The organism is Dyella monticola, from assembly GCF_003363155.1.
GTDB lineage: Bacteria > Pseudomonadota > Gammaproteobacteria > Xanthomonadales > Rhodanobacteraceae > Dyella_B > Dyella_B monticola.
The window spans coordinates 68,877-87,627 of the sequence record NZ_QRBE01000003.1; the positions used below are offsets into that span (position 1 = coordinate 68,877).

An 18,751-nucleotide genomic window follows, 5' to 3' on the forward strand; every position below is an offset into this window, starting at 1 on the left:
GATCAGATCCGCACTGATCGAACGTTTGTTCCAGGATCAGCCACGTACGTTTGCAATGGCGTTGGCGTCGGTGTCCATCAATGCCTTGAAGGCGTTCGATGCCGCCTCGTGGGCATTTTTGTATTTCTCCATATCCATTTGGAATCGCATCGAAGCGCCCGGATCACCTGACATCGCTGCGGCCATGTCGGCTTCGGCTTGTGCGAACAAGGCCGAGGTGCCGGCTTCGGCGGTGGCCATCATGCTCGTGCTGTTCGCTGCGCCATTAACGCTTGCCAGCGAAGTGAACATGTTGTTGAGGATCGTATTGGTGTTGCCGATCAAGTTTTGAAGGTAGTTCGGATTCTGATAGTTATTCGTGTAGTAGCCATGTTGCGGGTCGACGGGGGTGGGAATGTTGACGTTGGTCGTCGTAGACATGATTTTCTCCATGATCGCGCCGGTTAATAATGACGTCGCTCCAAGACCGGGCTTGCTTGGGGGACTATGAGAATGGTCGTGCAATGAATGGATGGATGGGTGTTACAGCGTTATGTCCGTGCGTCAGTTAATGACGGTATCGACGCACGCTGATGCGGCCTTTTGCGCGCGTGATTGAACGCGTTTCGCTCTGGAAGAATGGAAATCGGGTCGAGGTGCCTTCGGCCTCAGAGACCCGCGCTATGACATTGCCCGAAGGTGCCAATTAGGATTTTTTTGCCAGGCCAACGTTCTCAACGCGGCGGGGGTGCGCCAAGGTGATGGGTGAGAGCGCTTGGCGACCCGGACATTTCCCTTGCCAGCGATATGACCCAATCATGCCGGTTGCTTCCTTTTAGCCGCATGACGATGTCGTAGGCCGCGGCCATACCCATGGCGAGCGCTTCGTGTCGACGTGCCGCCGGTCCCGACTGCGCTTCCTCGGCGGCGACGCGCTGCGCCTGCTCGAGTTTCCTGAGTGTGTCCAATATCGTTTCAAAAGCCATGTCGACTTCATGGCGGCCCGACATGGCAACGGGTGCATCGGCGCCGTTCTTGTTTTCACTGGCAGCCATTGTGCTTGTCCTTTTGCGTGTAGGCGTCGAATATGGCCGCATCATCGGCTGCCTTGAGCTTTACGCGGCATAGGCTGATGTCATCAACATGACCTTCCGGTACTACGGCTCCGGGAAATAGCCGATCGCCCCGTTTATTGATGACGATGGGCTCGCCCGTCGACGAAGAGACGATGCTGAAACCGAGGCGATCCAGCGGCACACGGACTTCATCCAGCCTCGGCTCGATCAGTGTGATCGTCACCTTCTTGAGGTCGGGGAGGTTGTTCTTCATTCGAGCTTCAACCGCCTCGAAATTCCATCCGTCCAGATCCTTGATGGCATCGGCGGTGAGAATGGTCACGGCGACCTCTCCGGGACCACTTACCGTCACCCGCGGCTCCCGGTAATGTTGTTCAAGCGTGGCTTGTATATTCAGTGCCAGGACGTCCATGGGCAATACATTCATGATGACCGCTCCGTAATTGGCTCTCAGTGCCAACTGCCGCAGGGCACCGAGTTGCTTCTGATCATCTACATAACCGTTATAGGTCGTGTAGCCGGTCACAGGATCGAGCCGATGCGATACGTTGGGATATGACTGTTGTATTTCTCGCATGCTTTCCTCGCGGTACTCGGTGGAAAGGTCGGGCTTGCTCAACATCAGCGCGACGACGGCCGTGCTGGCCGCCAGCGATCCCGCCAGCGGAATGAGATACCGTGGCTTGCCGGCGTACGCCAGGCAGAGCAGGGCATAACGAAACCAATGCGCCCTGCGCAAAAAGCGCATCCGCGCTACGCGCTCCTGTTGAGCGGAGAGCGCTCCAATAGTCGGCGTGCCCAACGGATCCATGCTGGTGATAAGCACCACATCGCAGCGCACGGGGCCCAGGGAAAAGCGGCTTCCCACGGTGAGGTCGGCCTTCTGGCCGACCTTCAGCGGGTCATCGAATACGTAAATGCCCTCCACCTCGGCGATGAGTTCGCCGCAGCCCTGATCCGGCTGCCAGAAGAGGCGGGCGTGGAGTGGTTCAATGTGTTCGTCCAGCAAGAGTATGTCGCCGGTTTCATCGTGGCCGATCGACCACGTTGTCTTGCCCGCAAGTTGAATGATTGCATCCGCGTGCATGCCGGACAGAATGCGTAAAGCGCACGTATTCATGGGTTGCCCATCAATGGGGTTTTTATTCGCGTACTGAACGGTTGAGATGCCTGAAACCTTGCGGCTATGGTCTGGCCGCGTCAGAGGTCTTCTTCGAAGCACCGTTTCCAGGTTTGCGCTCGACGGTTGCCTTGACCTTTTTGCCAGGATCGTCATTCGCCGGCGTTGAAGGCGCGGAATGTTCGTTCGGAATGGGTGGCAGCTGTTTCACCGGAAGTACCGCCGGCGGCGCTGTATCGATCTTTCGGGTCGGTGTGGCCCAGACATTCAAGAATTCCGTCGTGTCGATGCGCTTTGAATGCGGCGATGGCGATGGACGGACCTTGGAGGACGCATCGATGGACGGTGGTGACGCGGGCAACATGGCTCGCATCACCGGCGTGTCGTTGAGTTGATCACCCACAACCCTGGGCGTGATCAGGAACAGGCGTTCCACTTGCTGATGGGAATTACGCGTGCGTCGGAAGAGCGCCCCGAGTCCTGGGACAGAGCTCAGCCCCGGCACACCGGACAGATTGTCGCCGACGTTCTCGTATTGGAAACCGCCCACCAATAGACTTTGTCCGTCTTGCACGACCGCTTCCGTGGAGAGGTATTTATGGCTGGAACCGGGTACGCCTTCCACATTCGAATCGACGAAGCCGCCATCGTCCACTTCCAGGGTCAATTTGATCCGAGCGGGTTCATTGTCCACGGGGATGACCAGCGGTGTCGCTCGAAACGACAGGCCGGAATGGATGGGCGTGACATTGGCGTACCGATCGCCGCTGGCCTTGATGTAATAGGTTTGTTCGTTACCCATGTACGCCTCGGTGTTGTCCAGCGTCATGATTTTCGGTCGTGACAACACGCGCGCACGTCCATGGGTTTGAAGCGCGGTCAAACGGGTATTCAGCCGATCGAGCGATCCGCCGCCGATGGACTGAAAATTCAGACCCTGGCCGCCTGCGCCGAGTTCGGCATGGCCACCGCGAAGCGAAAGGTCGATGCCAAGATCGCGGACGTCTTCGCTGTCAATGTCGATGATAGTCACGTCGAGCTGCACGAGACGCTGGGGCCGGTCGAGTTGCTCAATGAGTTGCGCGTAGATCGGCATCATCGCCGGCGTGTCGTAGATCACCACCGAGTTGGTACGCACGTCCGCTTGAATGTGCACGGAGCGGTCAAGCTGTCCTTCGGCGGGATTACCCTGTGGCACGCTCCTCTGTTGCGCGGCAATGAAGGCCAACAGTGCTTGCGTGCGCAAGTCGTTGGTATCGCCTTCCTGCCCGGGCATCGGAGCCAGCGCATTGAGCGCGCTACCAGCGGCCAGCCCTTGAATAAGTTCCTTATTGTCGGGTGCAGGCGACGGTGCGTAGGAGTCTTTGAGCAGATTGCGCAGCAGCGTCGCCACACCGGGGATCACGTAATTGCCGTCATTGCCACGCAGATAGCGTTTGCTGTCCTGCGCCTGTGCGTAGTGCAAAGGAAAAACGCGAATTTCCATGGAAGAAATCGCAGGCCCGGGCGAGGGCCTGGCCAGCGAACCGACCAGCGACATGCTGCGTTGGTTGAGCGCCAACGACGCGCGATTGCGCTCGCTCTCCAACGCCTTGACCACCAGCTCGACATAACGGCTCGGCCCCGTGACCAGCACGCTTCCGCCGGAGTTGCGCACGCTGAAGCGCGGTTCGATCAAGCCAAGGTCAGCCAGCGCATGCAGTGCTTGAGTGCCTGTCAATGGCGCAATGGAAACGACTTCGGACATGTTGTCCGCACTTGAGGCGATATACATCGTCGAGCCATCGAAGTACCAGGTAAAGCCGTAGGCCGCTTCCAGATCGGAAAAAACTGCGCGGGCAGGCTTCTGGAACTGCCCATTCACAGTGCCGCGTACGTCGGGTTTGACAATGACGGGGAAGGCCTGCGTGGCGAGGATATCCTTGAGCACCTGCGTCAGCGGCTTGTCTTTCGCCGTATACACCACCATGCCGTCCCGCCAGGGAACATCCGCCGCATGGGTGATAACGGGAAGGGAAAGCAATAGGCTTGCTGCGCCGCCAAGCATCCATTGTTTGCATCGGTCCAGAGGCGTTCTCATAGATTTTCCATAATCATTGCATTGTAGTTAGGGGTTAAAGACTGTTTGTTGAGCACCAATGAGACGTCTGGAAAATGCCAACGTAGCGTTCCATCCATCGATGATAGAGATGCGCTTTCTCGCATCGGCATTAAATATGTAGTGAAGTGTCACCGCCGACGCGTGTATACGGACCTGGCATGGGGCAGGCCGCAACCGCCCCTTCCATTGATCAGTCTTGAAATATCAACTCGCTAATCAACGAGCTCCTTGGTACCTCGCGAGAACTGAGTGACCATTCGACGAGTTATCAATCAAGAAATTATTGCCTTCGCTATTTGGAAGGTTGCTCGCAAAATAGGGATCGGACGAAGCAACATACAGGTACGCATAGTCCGGATTTCGACGCTCCATCACGCCCCAGTCCGAATCTCTTGGTACTGTAAACGTAGCGTATCTGTTGACTACATTGATATGCGTTATACCGTCCGCCTTCTTCACTTCGTTGTAAGTGATGACCTCACTCCGGGTCTTGTAGTTTTCCGGATCGATATTACTGAGGTGGGTGCTGTCATCGGGCCTCAGGTAGAAATATTGCAAACACTTGTCTGATTTGCCTGCGTCATCAGTTTCTTTATTGAACGATTTGAACTGATAGCTGAGATAGTCGTTATCGTCGGCATTTTTCCCTCCGTGAATATAAATTCCAGTGGGGTCTGGTTTCCTCTTGATTCCAAAAATGAATGGGTCTCCTATAAAACCACGGAAATAATCGCCTATCTGGGTAAACTGATCTGGAAATGCTTTCCTCAAGGCACGCAGCGCCTCAGTGTTTTCTCTTGTTGGACCTGGGCCGGAGTCACCAACTTTTTCGGGCCCGATTGGCGCCGCCGGCTGCTCAGTCACTCCGGGGTCGTTGTGTCCGGGGAAGGGCTTACCCGGCTTGGCGTACTGTGGGGTTCCCGGTGGAAAGCCGGCATAAATATTGTAATTGTTCTGAAGCGTTCCACCGTACCACCACCCGCTCCTGGGATCGTCAGGTGGAAGACCCTTGGAAACACCTGCGCCGTTTGGACGTCTATAAACATTGTTGTGGTAAACGACTTCGCTGCTTGGCTGATAGGTCATAGCCTTGCGCCATTCCTTAGGGGCAATCGTATGTAACCATGATTGGTAATCCACCTTTCCGCTCTGGGGCCTGCTGGAGGCATGATCGGTGTTGGGTGATATAGGTGGATTTATGCAGTTGTTAGGGTCGTTGTTTGCTGTCGGGTTTGATGCGTCAGTGGCGGAGGGCGAGCTACGTAAGTCGTCCATGGGAGAGGGGGCTGAAGTGGGTAATTTGTCGATTTCCATAAGGGCTAATTGCTTATTGCATTGCATTGATTGACCGGATCGATGGGCTTATCGTCTTGATTGGGGTTTCGGTTGGCCGAAAGAGTTGATCGGGCGTTGATCACTCCGAACATATTTCGCCGGGGGAAAGATTCATTGGCGTGCTCAAGATCGCGCATGAGCGCATAGCCGGGTATTGCCAGGCTTGGTTTAAGCAAAGCCAGGGGCGTCAAGGCCATGCCGAACTCGGCCACGGCTGAGCTAAGGTCGAATAGGCGCGGCTGATTCATGTCGTGATCAAAAACGATATGAAGCAACGCATCGGAGTAGCTGCGGTTTTTCTGTCGTGCCGTGACGGTTTGAAACGTGTCGATCTGTGGCGCTGTGCCTAGGATCTGTTGTGGGTCCAAGTCGTTGCCGTGGTGTTCGCTCTCCCATGTTTCCAGCCATGCAGAGCACTGCGGCCATGCACCAAGCCTTTGCAGCGTTTCATCGAGTCCAACGTGCGGCCCGCTATAAGGGCGGTCTGCGAGTCTGAAGTGAGTGGACAATACTTCCCGTTTTAAGGCATCGCGTGCTTGCTCCGCGAACCAGCGTTTCATGCCCGGCAGGCTTTCGAATTCGTGCAGCGGCGATGAATGGCCAGGAATGTAAAGTAAGGTTTTCTGATCGGTGTGGTCGGTGACGTAGACCAAGTCGGTGGCGTGATACTGCCCGATATCAAGGATGCCGCTTTCCAGCCATGGGTCCACGGCCTCGACAGTGCGTAGATCTTCAGGCGTAAGCGCGAGCCACGGCTTGCCGGTCACGACACCAAAAGCGCGAAAAGCCAGTTGTAGGCCTTCATCGGTGAGGCTTCGCTCACCATGCTGCAGTGTGGCAGCCTTCAAAAAGGCGATCTTCGCCAGCAATCCATAGTGTTCTTCATGCGCCTTCCAGAATTTGTCGAGCTGCGCGAGATAGAGCACGGTGAAATCGGTTCGGACTGCGATGTCTCGGAGTTGAAGGGGCGAGATGTCCAGTTGAAGGATAGAGCCAGAGGAAGGTGACAGCGGTGCGCATCTGATGTGCCAATGGTCTCCCTCGTCGAGGGAGACGCTTGTACGAATCGCGTCGGCGCTCGGTGTTTCATGGTCTTGTTGCTCCCGCAACAGCGCTTCAGTCAGAGAGATCCCGCTCTGCGTGCCCGCTTGTGAGTGCTGGTTCTGCTCTTTCGTGTTGCGATCGACGCGCGGAAGGTATGTCTGATCCGGATCGACGTCGAGATCGAAGCGGCGCTTCAACTCGAGACGGATCATCGTCGCCGCTTGCTGGCGGGGCTCGTGCATGCCGGATGTGTACTTATCCGCATGGATATCGAGCGCGGAGCGCGCAAGCGAAATCGATGGTGCGCTCGAAGTTGTTTCAACGCCGGCAGCGTCGTTCGAGGCCGAACGCGTAGCGTTCGAAGAGGAAGGAGCGAGCGGCTGCGCACTGGCCGGTGATGGCGTCGCCATAGTGGTGCGGAAGGCTGGCATGGGAGACCCCTGGATGAAAAGTGGGGCCGATGATGCCGGCCGGTGGGTGATCGGCGGTGGTAACTATGTATTGGAGGCGATGAACGCCTGTGCGTGGATTTGCGCATACATATGTAACACCTAAGTCTGCTGTGGGAAGCGCATCATTCCCCGTCGATGCCTATCCGGGCATCGATTCATGGAAGTCGGACAGGGATGTCACCGGAGCGGGGAAGAAGGTGTCCGTGTCTCACAAGGCCGGTACATATCGACGTGCACTTGCCCGTATCGAACCCGAATCCCACTGGATCGGGTGTTCGGTTTATGCACGGAAAGAAGGCATTGCATAACGTACGTAGTCAGGCGTGAATGCGAATGCTTTTGCCGACTCCAATGGCATCGGCATTTTAAAACAGTCCATATACAGATGGACGCCTATATCAAGACAAGGAAACGAAATGAAGCACATCACGTATCTACCCGCCGTGGCGCTCGCCGCGAGCATGGTTGCCGGTTCAGTCAGCGCGACAACCATTGGAGGCGGCGCGATTACTTTCATCGGTACGATCACCGATAACACCTGCTCGGTGGAGGGTGGCGCCGGTACAGGAGGCGGTCTGGATGACTTCGCCGTGACATTGGATCCGGTCAAGGCATTTAACCTGGACCAGGCCGGTAAAGTCGCCGCGACCAAGGAATTCAAGGTGGTCGTGGGCGCCCCGGGCCAAGGCACCTGCCAAAACGGCAAAGTGGCGTCCATGTATTTCCTGAACGAATCGCCGGATGTGGTGGCGGAGACTGGCAATCTTGCCAACAAGCTTCCTGAGGACGAGGAAACCAACGTGCAGGTTCAGTTGCTGGATGACAAGCGCCAGGTGATCAACCTCACCAGTGCCAGGGCGGGTTTGCAAAACGTCACCATCGCCAATAACACGGCCGAAATGACCTATTACGCCCAGTATTACGCCACCGGTCCGGCGACCTCGGGCCTGCTCGAAACCGCTGTGCTCTACGCGGTCGACTACAACTGACGTTCCAGCGATGTCATCGTCGGCAGCGCGTGATGCTGCCGACGCTTCCCCCTTTGAGGTGTCTTATGAAGAACATATGGCGCGATGCCATGGGCGTTCTGCTCGTGCTTGCCTTCGCGTGGGCGAGGCCGAGTGCGGCAGGTGTTGTCATCGATGGAACGCGCGTGATTTATCACGCCCAGGATAAGGAGGCCACGATAAAGCTCACCAATGCCGGGAAGCGTCCAATACTCGTGCAGACGTGGATGAACCAAGTCAATGACACGTCATCGCCAGGCGCGTCTAAAGTTCCTTTCACCCTTACGCCACCGATATTCCGCCTGGAACCGGGAAAAGGGCAGGCCATTCGTGCGCAATACACGCGCGAACCGTTACCGACCGACAAAGAGACGTTGTTCTGGTTGAACGTTCTTGAAGTGCCGCCCAAGATGAAGGCGGATGATCGCAGCGTTCTGCAATTCTCCGTTCGCACACGCATCAAATTTATTTTTCGGCCTTCCAACTTACCCGGGAGTCCAGGCTCGGCCTTCGAGCAGTTGAGCTGGACGCTGGCGGCGACCGAGGACGGTCGTGGAGTGGTGCTCAAGGCAAGCAATCCAACGCGGTACTACGTCAACTTTGCTCAGGTCGGTATCAAGGCAGGAAATCGCAGCTATATGCATCCAGGGGGTGGCATGGTCGCCCCGGGAGCGACGGAAGCCTTTGCCATACCCGATTTCGATGCCCGATCAGTCGATGGCGTGAAGGCGACATTCGAAACGATCAGTGATCTTGGCGCTATCGGCAAGCACGAAAAGCCGATCAATCCGTAAATCCATTTTTACTATTTTTTACTCGTCACGCGCGCCGATGACGCACGCGGATGGGTGCACAGGAGAGGTACGCATGTGGTCCAGGAAGACTGATCCTACGCCAGGACGGCACCCGGCAATATGGCTGTTGCGTCGGGCCTGGTTGCCGACGCTGATCGTAAGCGCATTGACCCCGCACGCCCATGCGGCCGCTGCGGCGGTCGACCCGGCGGCGTCAGGCGGGGCGGATCCCGTTACATTCGATGCCGCGCTCTTTCCCGCGGGGAATACCGTCAATATCGACTTGTCACGATTCGAAAAGCAGGGCTATGTGCCGCCCGGCACCTACTACGGCGATGTTACCGTCAACGAGGCGTGGCGAGCGCACACCAACATCGTGCTGGTCAGCACGCCCGATGGAAAAGCCACGCAGCCTTGTTACGATGCGAGCACGTTGACGAGGTATGGCATCGACTTACGCAAGGTTGCCACGGATGCCGATCATCCGGCACGCAAGGCGATGCCTGAGGGAACGTTCTGCGGGGATATCGGGGATTATATTCCTGGTGCATCGGCCCAATTCGATCCGGGCGATCAGTCGCTTTCGCTTTCCATCCCGCAGATTTACATGTCGCGCGATGCACGCGGCTATGTCGATCCGTCGCAATGGGATGAAGGCATCAACGCCGCGCTGTTGAACTACAACAGCAACCTATACCGCGGCGGTATGAATGGTTCCGCCCGAGCGGCCGGCTATCTTGGCCTCAATGGGTCGCTCAAATTTGGCTCGTGGCACTTCTACCATCTTGGTTCGCTTAATGCGTCTCAAGGAATGGGTACGCATTACCAGACCACGTCCAATTACGCCCAGCATGATATTCCCGCCTGGCAGACGCAGTTGGTGGTGGGCGACACGTTCACACCCGGGGATATGTTCGACAGCGTGCGCCTGCGCGGCGTGCGCATGTATACCGATAGTCAGATGCTTCCGCAGTCGTTGCGAGGCTATGCGCCGATCATACATGGCACGGCGGAAACCAATGCGCATGTTGTGGTTCGGCAGAACGGATACATTATTTATGATACGACCGTCGCACCGGGTCCTTTCGTTATCGACGATCTTTATCCGACCGGATATGGCGGTGATCTCGATGTAGAAATCACCGAAGCGGACGGGCGCGTTCGGTACTTTTCCCAGGCTTATTCAGCGGTGCCGCAACTGTTGCGCCCCGGTCAGCAACTGTGGAGTGTAGCGGCTGGCCGCGTCGATCAGCGCGGCTTGTCCGCGCGCTTGCCGGTAATCGGGCAGTTCAGTTATCAGCGTGGCCTGAGTAATCTGCTCACGGCTTATGCGGGAACCACAGTGGGAGCTGATTACCATTCCGTATTGGGTGGCATGGCCTTCAATACGTCGGCGGGTGCGGTGTCCAGCGATGTCACCTATGCCGGCAATCGCACTCCGGGACTGTCCGCTACCAGCGGCTTCAGCTATCGCTTGGGATATAGCCGAAACTTTGCGGACACAGGCACCAGTTTCAACGTCGCCGCGTATCGCTATTCGACACCGGGCTTCGTTGGGTTGAATGACGCCATGACGCTTCGCGTGGCAGCGGCGCTGGGCAATGAAAATGTCGTGTTACGGCCGCATAGCCGCATGGACGTCAACCTCAACCAGTCCCTGAGCGATAACTGGGGGCAGTTGTATCTCAACGCCTCGTGGCGCGATTACTGGAACAGCAAGGGTCGTCAGGTTGACTTCAGCGCGGGATACAGTAATCGCTGGAAGTCCGTCAGCTACAGCATTTCGATTCAGCGTACGCGCGACACGGTCGATCAGTTGTTCCAGGGGCCAGTGCTTGTCGACCGTATTCCCGGAGCGTTGGATGGCTATTTGAATTCTGCGTCGGGCCATACCGTTCGTGACACGCGCATCATGTTGAATGTCACGATCCCGTTGGGACGGGCGGCGAATAGCCCAACGCTAACCAGTTACGTCAATCATTCGAACCTCAACGGCGATAACACACAGGTGGCGCTGAACGGGTCGCTCGGCGAGCAGCGACGTTTCACCTACAACGCCTCGTTGAGCCACAACACCGCGACGAGCGTCTCGCTGGGTGGCCAGTACGCCGGAGCGCACGGCAGCCTCACCAGTTCCATGAGCTACGGGAGTGGTTACCGACAGGCGGGTGTGGGCGCCAGCGGTAGCGTCGTTGCGCACGTGGGCGGCATTACATTCTCTGCGCCGGCAGGCGATACGGTGGGGTTGGTCTATGCGCCGGGCGCTGAAGGCGCGCTCGTAGACACGGCGGTGAATTCGCGGGTGGATTCGAACGGATACGCTGTGGTGCCCTCGCTCATGCCCTACCAGCTCAATACCATCGCGATTGACCCCAAGGGTGCCGCGGACAACGTCGAGCTCAAGGACACGACGCGAAACGTCGCGCCACGCCTTGGTAGTGTCGTGCGTTTGCGTTACGAGGTTGATACCAGCCGCTTGCTGCTCGTTGATGCCACGCTCCCGAATGGAGATCCAATTCCTTTCGGCGCTGAAGTGCTCGATGACAAAGGCAACAGCGTTGGCGTGGCCGGGCAGGCCAGTCGCTTGGTGATACGCGGCGTCGAACATTCCAGCACGCTTACAGTGCGCTGGGGGGCTGAGGAAAACCAAAGCTGCTCTCTGAATGTTGTAGTGCCGACGGCGACCGCGTCAGGTCGGAACGACCCCACTCCGATACTTCAGGCGGCGTGTAAAGCGGTTGGTGGATCTGCGACGACTCTGCTTCAAGCCCACTAAGCGAGGGTAAGTATTCGCCTCATCACGGGTGATCGCATTGAACAGTCCTGTCGGGCTTATGTGGTAGACCCGGGGACTGGTACAGAACACTGCGGGTCATCGATTGAATGGGATGGGCATTCTGCAAGCCAGCCACTATGAAAAACGTGCAATTGGGAGGGATACCCGGATGAAATTATTATCGCGATTATTGCGGCGTCGAAAAGCGGACAATTTGATCGATGCTCTTCATGAATTGCGTGAACGCCTGGGCGATCGCGTTTCTACCCAAGTCTTGGCGCAGGCGGAAGCGCGGATGTTGAGGAGGGTAGCTCAAGGATGTTCGCCGTCGGTTGCGGCGCGGTTGGTTATCACATGGGCATTGTGCGCTGATCATGGCGAGCAAGCATCATGAGCCGAGCATTTATTACACGCAGTGACCGTGCGCCAAGCAATAGAGAGCGATTCGAGGCATGGCGTAAGGCGATGAAGGTGTTCGGCACGGACGCGCCTTCCCTCCTTCCCGGGGCGCCTCCTATTGGGCGAGACGAAGCGACATCGAAGAAAGCGAGCACCGGATCGGTGGTGTCAGTGCCCTCTTTCACTGGTAACACGTAGCCGGACGGGTCACGGCCGGCTGTGGTGCCTCGGGTGATCGCATGTCACGCATGACTGGATGCTTTATGATTTTTCGCTATATATGCAACGCCCGGCATCATCCCGGCGGGTGATATTAATAAAAAAACATTAATGGTAAGGCGCTATTTTGAATTAGCGAATTATATCTAGGAGGCTGCATAAAACTAAAATTGGCTTATGCGATGTCATTTGCTTCATTTTTCGCGCTCCAGTGCTGATTCGATGCAGTGCTGGTAATGAATACACTAATTATCTATATTCATAGGAATATTATTATGCCTATTAGCACGCTTCCTTCCACTAATGATTCCTATTATGGCGGTGTGTCGGTGTCTGCCGCGGCTTCGGCAAGCGCCGCGATTGTGGTTCAATCTCCATCGCCGAGCGGCAGTCGGGTCAGTGGTGGGGTTGGTTCGGGCACCCCGTCGATGGATTATCAGACGTGGCTTAGCAATGTTGCTCCTAAACCTTGGAATGCTTCTCAGGTTTATAAGCCTGGCGACCGGGTGGTACGCGGACAAGATATTTATCAAGTGCCGGCTCATGCGGCGCCTCATCAGGGTGTCAAGCCTGGTGCTGACGATAGCAAGTGGCTATACGCTGGAAAGGTCAAGAATGAGTACGCGTTGGAGACGCATTATTCGTCCGGTACGCAATACAGCGGGGTTGGTTCGAATAAAACCATTCATGCGCCCAATGCTGATAAATATCATCGTGGCCCGAAGGGTCCGCCTGGTGATCGCGGTCCGCAAGGCGTGCCTGGTCAGAGAGGCCCGGCAGGTACGAACGGCAAAGACGGTAAGGACGGCAAGGATGGTGTAAATGGCAAGGATGGTAAGGACGGCAAGGACGGTTTGAGGGGGAAGGTTGGTAAGGAAGGCAAAGATGGTTTAAAGGGTAAGGATGGTGCAAATGGCAGGGACGGTGCGAGTGGCAAAGATGGCTTAAAGGGCAAGGATGGTAGGGACGGTAAGGATGGTTTGAATGGCAAGGATGGCGCGAATGGTAAGGATGGTTTGAACGGAAAGAATGGTAAGGATGGTAAGGATGGTGCAAATGGCAGGGACGGTGCGAATGGCAAAGATGGCTTAAAGGGCAAGGATGGTAGGGACGGTAAGGATGGTTTGAATGGCAAGGATGGCGCGAATGGTAAGGATGGTTTGAACGGAAAGAATGGTAAGGATGGTGTGAATGGTAAGGACGGTAAGGATGGTTTGAATGGTAAGGACGGTAAGGATGGTTTGAATGGAAAGAATGGCAAGGACGGCGTGGATGGCAAGAATGGTTTGAAGGGCAAGGACGGTAAGGACGGCGTAAACGGCAAGGATGGCCAACCCGGGGGGCTGAGCTTAAAGGGAAAGGTCGAAGCCGCGTTTTGGGGGTTTATCGGTGGTCATGTCGGCGGTTTTAATGCTGCATCTCTGAAAGAGTTCGCCGGTTTTGTAAAAAACAAGCTCACCGGCCAAGGCTACGATAATAAAGAGGTGGACGACGCGATAAAGCATGAAGAAAACCATGACTTCAGCGGCTTCATCCACGGCTATGGTGTAAGTCGCCCGACGTGGAGTTTGGGGCGTGACGTTATTAATCACGGAGCAGTCGGAGACGTCTACGATGGAAATAAGGGGCAATGGCGTCACACCGCTCCGCCGATCAATAGCCCACCCATTATTTATGGCGGTTATTCAAACTATACGTCAAATGTCACACCCGGCGGCTCGACTCCTTTTAAGCCGGCGGTATCGCCACCCCAGAGCGGCAATGCTTGATTTGAATACATGCGTAGCCGTCTCATTTAAACCAACCTGGGTATTCCCCGGCTTTGCCGGGGAATACTTACTTTCATCGTTAAGCCGTCAACGATGGATGAGGCCGGTGCTGCTTTTTTTCATGTACCCCTATCACGTATCACGCGTCAAGGAATGACAATGGCAAGCATTGGTTTGTGCATGATTGTCCGCAACGCTGCTAGCACGCTGGAGCGTTGTCTCACGTCGGTGCTCCCCTTGATCGATTATGCATGCATCGTCGACACGGGTTCAGATGACGAAACCGTGCGCGTGGTTCGGCATTTTTTTCAGAAGCATCGTATCCGCCATGACATTTATCGCGATACGTGGCGCGATTTTTCCAGCAATCGAAATGCCGCCATGGACTGGATGCGTCATCGCGGGGACGTTGACTACTACATGGTTCTTGCTGCAGATGACGTTGTCTGTTTCAGCGAAGCCTTTGATGTACATAAATTCAAGGAGCAGATGGGGTTTGACGTTTATGACGCCCAGGTTCATGAAGATGGCGCCCAATGTGATCGACCGGTCTTGTTCGAGGCCAATCTTGGTTGCTATTACCGCGGGAAAATCCACGAATTCCTGGTTATACCGGCACATGCTACGCGTTGCGAAGTCACAGCTTTTCATCTGGAGTCGACGCGTGGTCCGAGTGATCGCGATCGAGCAGCGTATCTGAGTGATGCGGGTGTCATTGAAGAAGCCCTGCGCGAAGAAACGGATCCCTTCATGCTTTCGCGTTACCATTTTTATCTGGGGCAAAGTTACATGAGGGGCGGCGATTTCAAAAAGGCCATCAAGGCTTTTTATGCACGGGTGCAATGCGGTGGCTGGGAGCAGGAGCTTTTCATAAGTTTGTTGTGCATTGCGCGCATGATGGCTGGGCTCAATTATCGCGAAGAACGCGTTATCCACGCCTATTTCCGCGCATGGTCGGTATGCCCGGAGCGCGCTGAACCCCTTTATGACCTGGCCGCTTACGCGCGGAAGAACAAGCACCATCATTGGGCGCGTTTGTTTGCCGGAAAAGGCATGCAGCTTGAGAAGCCTACGCGGGGGTTACGCATCGAGCATGACATCTACACCTATAAGCTTCTCGAGGAGTACGTCAACGCGGCCTATGGCTGCGGGGATTATTCGGAATCCTTGGAGGCATGCACGCGATTGCTTAAACAGGCCGCGCTACCAGCGTCGGAACGAGGGCGTGCCATGACCAGCGCCATCAATGCATTGGAACGCTTGCGATCGGTGTGACAGATGTTGCCACTGCGTTGCTAATCGGCATCGCGTAAGTCGCTCTGGCATGAAAATATCGATGGAATAGACATTACCTCTATACCACCGCAACCGTTCGCGAACGAGGATCATGGCCTTCAACGCGTTTTCATGGCATGCGCAGATGGAGAGCAAGGTATGAATATTCCACGCGATTACCTCAATGCGTCTTATCGGTATGATGCGACGCATCTGGATTCGGACAACCCTCCGCAATCGTCAGGTCGGGCCGGAACACCAGCCTCCACGCAACCGACGGCGTCTACTGTCGCGGACAAGGGTGAGCAATGGCCTTATTCGCGCGTGAACCCTGCGAGCACGTCTTTGCAGGTAGCCCAGCCGGCTATGTATTTCCGTTCGCAGGCGGTATTCAAAGTTCAAGGTCCTACCGGGCCGGGCACGGCCTTTCGCCTCGGTCCGAATAATTTGTTCATGACTAATTCGCACGTTATTCCAGGCGATCCGCGGGAGAGACCCTATACGTTGCTTGCCGGTTATGAAGCGAAACAAAACTTCGATGGCGCAAAGGATCCCGTAAGCGCGCGGATCGGCAAGGTTCTGTATCGCAGCGGTCCCTATCGCGACCCCAACGATCCCAGCCAAGGCATGGATGTGGTGGTTTTTTCCATCGACCAACACGATTATCAAAGCGGTAAATTGGACCGGTTCGGTTATCTTGGCATCGATACCCGGCCACCGCACGCGGGTCAGCAAATCTATTTGCCGAATTATTCGGGTGGCTACCCTGAGCAGATCGCGTTTCGCGATCGTATGGGAAGGCCCGCTCGCGTTGCCACGGTGCCCTCGCGTTCCGGTCAGCGGATCACCTTTAACATGGGCGTGAAAAGAGGCAGTTCGGGATCGCCCGTGATCGACGCGAAGACGCATGACGTCATCGCTATCAAACCCTCGGGCATACCCGATGGCAACGATGACCGTTGGCCAGATGCCCCCAATAGCACCGCAACGCCGATGAGCGATGTCTTTCCCCATATTGCGTACCTTTTTCCAGGCGGTGTGGCACCCATAGGTTCGCCTTTCCCGCCCGAACTTGGCCAAACGGCCGCTGGATCGCCCCATCCGATTCTGGCCGGGGACTCAGCGCAGAAATTGCCCGCGCAATCCCAAAAGCCAATGAACACGGCACCGCCCGGTGTTCAGATACCCGCGCGTGATTCAGCGGCCAAGCCGGCAAATCAGGTGTCGCTCCAGACGAGCCCGCCGCAAAGCGGGCCATCTCAATCACCGGTGGGTACGGAGCCGACGTCGCCAAGCACGGTGCCCGCCTGGGACCCGGACAAGGTCTATTGGACGGGGGATCTGATATCGCATAACGGTAAGCAGTATGAAGCGCGATTAATCAATATAGGCATTGCGCCAGGCCCGAATGCGCGGTTTACATGGTTGCCTCGGTCTGCGGATCGTTAGATCGTTAGTTGCAAAAGAAGGCCACGATGCAGGGATGCGCAAGCAAGCGAGCATGCGGATTCGCGCGATAAGTAAGCCTGCTTTGTTGTTCTATGGGCGCTGGCCGGATTCGGATGCGCGTTATCGGATCTGACTTGGCTCCGCTGTCCGCATACCGTCCGGACGGTGCGGACAGCTGTCCGCGGACAATGGCGCGCCCTGCCGCGAACAGCTGCAGATGGCGGTGTTATGCGGTTTTCGAGGTGTCGGTGTGGTTGGCATCGGCCTTGCAATAACTATCTCGAAAGCCTCACCAACCTCTCAACGGAGAACCGCCATGAAATTCGAGACCCTGATGCTCAACAGCTTTTTCGCCGCTTGTGTTGCGCTGTGCGTATCCACCCTGGCAGCGATGCTGGCATAACCACGGACGCTCTTTACCGCCGCTGGAAGTCATGCAGGGATGAAAAGCCACCAGTCGGCGAAATGATAGGCAGGTGCCGGCCAACCTATCGCACGCAGACTTCAGCCGTTCCTTTCTGCCGCCAGCCGATGCGCCATGTCGACGAAATGCGCCTGCAAAGGTGTCGGTCGCCAGTCACCGCGACGCGTCAAAGCGATGAGACGTCGCAGCGCTTCGCCCGGTGAGCCGATTTCCGTCAAGGCTCCGGCTGCGCGTTCGAACAGAAATTGATCGCGCGACATCAAGGTGAGCCAATCGCCTTTCAGCATGAGTCCGCGTGTCACCAGCACGGAACTGCATTCGATCGTAGGTGTTGGCGATTCAACGCCCAGCGCATGAAACATGCGCTCCCAGTTGCTGCGCATGGGTACGCCATGGGCGGGAATCACCCAGGGAAAACGCAGCAGATCGGCGGCAGTCGGGCGCTTCTTGTTGCGCAGCGGATGCGTGGCGTTACCGACGATGGCCAGTTGGTCGTAGAACAATTTTTCCTGCACGACATCGTTGGCCGGCGAGGGGTCGCGCCAGGCGCCGCCGACGAGTAGATCGATGTCGCCATGACGAAGGGCATGCAGCAATTCGTCGTACGGCGCTTCGCGCACTTCAACCGATGCGGCCGGGTGCGCCGCGGCGAACTGGCCAAGCAATTCCGGCAGAAACACGGCGCGCGCCATCGGTAGCGTGCCCACGCGGATGCGCCCGCCATCGCCTGCATCCATGGCGGCGACTTCATCCATGCCGGTTCGCAATTCGGAAAGCATCAGGCGCGCGAAGCGTACGAAGCGGCTGGCAACATCCGTGGGCCGCACCGCACGCCCCACACGGATCAACAACGCGGTCCCGAGAAAGGTTTGCAGATCGCGCACGGCACGATGCACGGCCGGTTGCGACAGGCCGGTCTGCGTTGCCGCCAATGCGTAGCTGCTGGTGTTTTCCACCGCGATCAGTGCACGCAACTGTGCCATGGTCACGCGTCGTTCGATATGCGTCACCGGCGCCAACCTGGCAGAGCGGCGAACCAGGCGAACACCTTGTGTGAGGTATCGCAGCGCACGTTCGACACGGATGATCATTGCGCGTCCGGCTGCCGTGGGCACCATGCCGCCGGGTTGCCGCTCGAACAGGCGCGCACCGGCCATCGCTTCGACTTTGCCGATCGCCTGGGTCAATGCCGGCTGCGAAAGGCTTACCTGGCTTGCGGCCGAGCTCATGCTGCCAGCGCGGCCGATCGCGCTCAGCGCATCCAGATGACGCAGATTCATGGCGTAGACGTCACTCATGAGCAATCGATAGCAATAACTTATAGGCGGATCATAATTCGAATTTGGCAACGGAGGCCATAAGCGGCAGATTCGCCCTATCCGCTTCCATCCCGTTCCGAGCATGGCCGCAGTCAATACCAAAGTTGAAAGGGTCGAGCGTGCTGGCATGCGCAACGAACGGGCGCGCGCGAGGCGGCACTACCTCTGAGACGCGACACGTTCCCGATCGGCGTTATCGCCAACAAATCCCCT

The 18,751-nt window shown here is 56.6% G+C and carries 14 protein-coding genes; 7 read left to right on the forward strand and 7 right to left on the reverse strand.

Features of this window, described 5'->3' with window-relative positions; genetic code table 11:
• Window positions 1-36: 36 nt before the first annotated feature.
• From DWU98_RS06510 to DWU98_RS06535, 6 genes are all read right to left on the reverse strand, one after another.
• Entirely contained in the window at window positions 37-420 is a 384-nt protein-coding gene (locus DWU98_RS06510) for a hypothetical protein (protein ID WP_147293238.1), read from the reverse strand.
• A 293-nt stretch (window positions 421-713) separates the two neighbouring features.
• A complete protein-coding gene (locus DWU98_RS06515; protein ID WP_115494704.1) occupies window positions 714-1,034 on the reverse strand; it encodes a hypothetical protein in 321 nt (106 codons plus the stop codon).
• Entirely contained in the window at window positions 1,021-2,331 is a 1,311-nt protein-coding gene (locus tag DWU98_RS06520; protein ID WP_115494705.1) for an FHA domain-containing protein, read from the reverse strand. The genes DWU98_RS06515 and DWU98_RS06520 overlap by 14 nt, the downstream gene beginning before the upstream one ends.
• On the reverse strand, window positions 2,240-4,255 hold the full coding sequence (gene sctC, locus DWU98_RS06525; protein ID WP_115494706.1) for a type III secretion system outer membrane ring subunit SctC: 2,016 nt from the start codon (window positions 4,253-4,255) through the stop codon (window positions 2,240-2,242). Before sctC ends, DWU98_RS06520 begins: the two co-directional genes overlap by 92 nt.
• A gap of 237 nt (window positions 4,256-4,492) precedes the next feature.
• Window positions 4,493-5,590, reverse strand: coding sequence for a hypothetical protein (locus tag DWU98_RS21645; RefSeq protein WP_147293239.1), 1,098 nt, complete (start codon window positions 5,588-5,590; stop codon window positions 4,493-4,495).
• Window positions 5,591-5,595: 5 nt separating this feature from the next.
• Entirely contained in the window at window positions 5,596-7,086 is a 1,491-nt protein-coding gene (locus DWU98_RS06535) for a dermonecrotic toxin domain-containing protein (RefSeq protein WP_147293240.1), read from the reverse strand.
• A gap of 437 nt (window positions 7,087-7,523) precedes the next feature.
• Between DWU98_RS06535 and DWU98_RS06545 the strand changes: the two genes are divergently transcribed.
• The 7 genes from DWU98_RS06545 to DWU98_RS06580 all read left to right on the forward strand — a co-directional run bounded on the left by DWU98_RS06545 (window position 7,524) and on the right by DWU98_RS06580 (window position 16,795).
• Window positions 7,524-8,096, forward strand: a complete 573-nt coding sequence (locus tag DWU98_RS06545; protein ID WP_115494710.1) for a fimbrial protein — start codon at window positions 7,524-7,526, stop codon at window positions 8,094-8,096.
• A 65-nt stretch (window positions 8,097-8,161) separates the two neighbouring features.
• Window positions 8,162-8,908 carry a fimbrial biogenesis chaperone gene (locus DWU98_RS06550; RefSeq protein WP_158544993.1) on the forward strand — a complete coding sequence of 249 codons (747 nt, stop codon included), beginning with the start codon at window positions 8,162-8,164 and terminating at the stop codon, window positions 8,906-8,908.
• 73 nt (window positions 8,909-8,981) lie between these two features.
• A complete protein-coding gene (locus DWU98_RS06555) occupies window positions 8,982-11,684 on the forward strand; it encodes a fimbria/pilus outer membrane usher protein (RefSeq protein WP_158544994.1) in 2,703 nt (900 codons plus the stop codon).
• 112 nt (window positions 11,685-11,796) lie between these two features.
• Window positions 11,797-12,078: a hypothetical protein gene (locus tag DWU98_RS21650; protein WP_147293241.1), complete on the forward strand. Its 282-nt coding sequence runs from the start codon at window positions 11,797-11,799 to the stop codon at window positions 12,076-12,078.
• Window positions 12,079-12,538: 460 nt separating this feature from the next.
• Window positions 12,539-14,071, forward strand: a complete 1,533-nt coding sequence (locus DWU98_RS21655; protein ID WP_230474733.1) for a collagen-like domain-containing protein — start codon at window positions 12,539-12,541, stop codon at window positions 14,069-14,071.
• Window positions 14,072-14,230: 159 nt separating this feature from the next.
• Entirely contained in the window at window positions 14,231-15,346 is a 1,116-nt protein-coding gene (locus DWU98_RS06575; protein ID WP_158544995.1) for a glycosyltransferase, read from the forward strand.
• Window positions 15,347-15,505: 159 nt separating this feature from the next.
• Window positions 15,506-16,795 carry a trypsin-like peptidase domain-containing protein gene (locus DWU98_RS06580; protein ID WP_158544996.1) on the forward strand — a complete coding sequence of 430 codons (1,290 nt, stop codon included), beginning with the start codon at window positions 15,506-15,508 and terminating at the stop codon, window positions 16,793-16,795.
• Between the two features lie 504 nt (window positions 16,796-17,299).
• Here DWU98_RS06580 and DWU98_RS06585 read toward each other — a convergent pair.
• The gene (locus DWU98_RS06585) at window positions 17,300-18,517 is read right to left on the reverse strand and encodes a LysR family transcriptional regulator (RefSeq protein ID WP_115494717.1); all 1,218 of its coding nucleotides are present in this window, start codon (window positions 18,515-18,517) and stop codon (window positions 17,300-17,302) included.
• Window positions 18,518-18,751 lie beyond the last annotated feature (234 nt).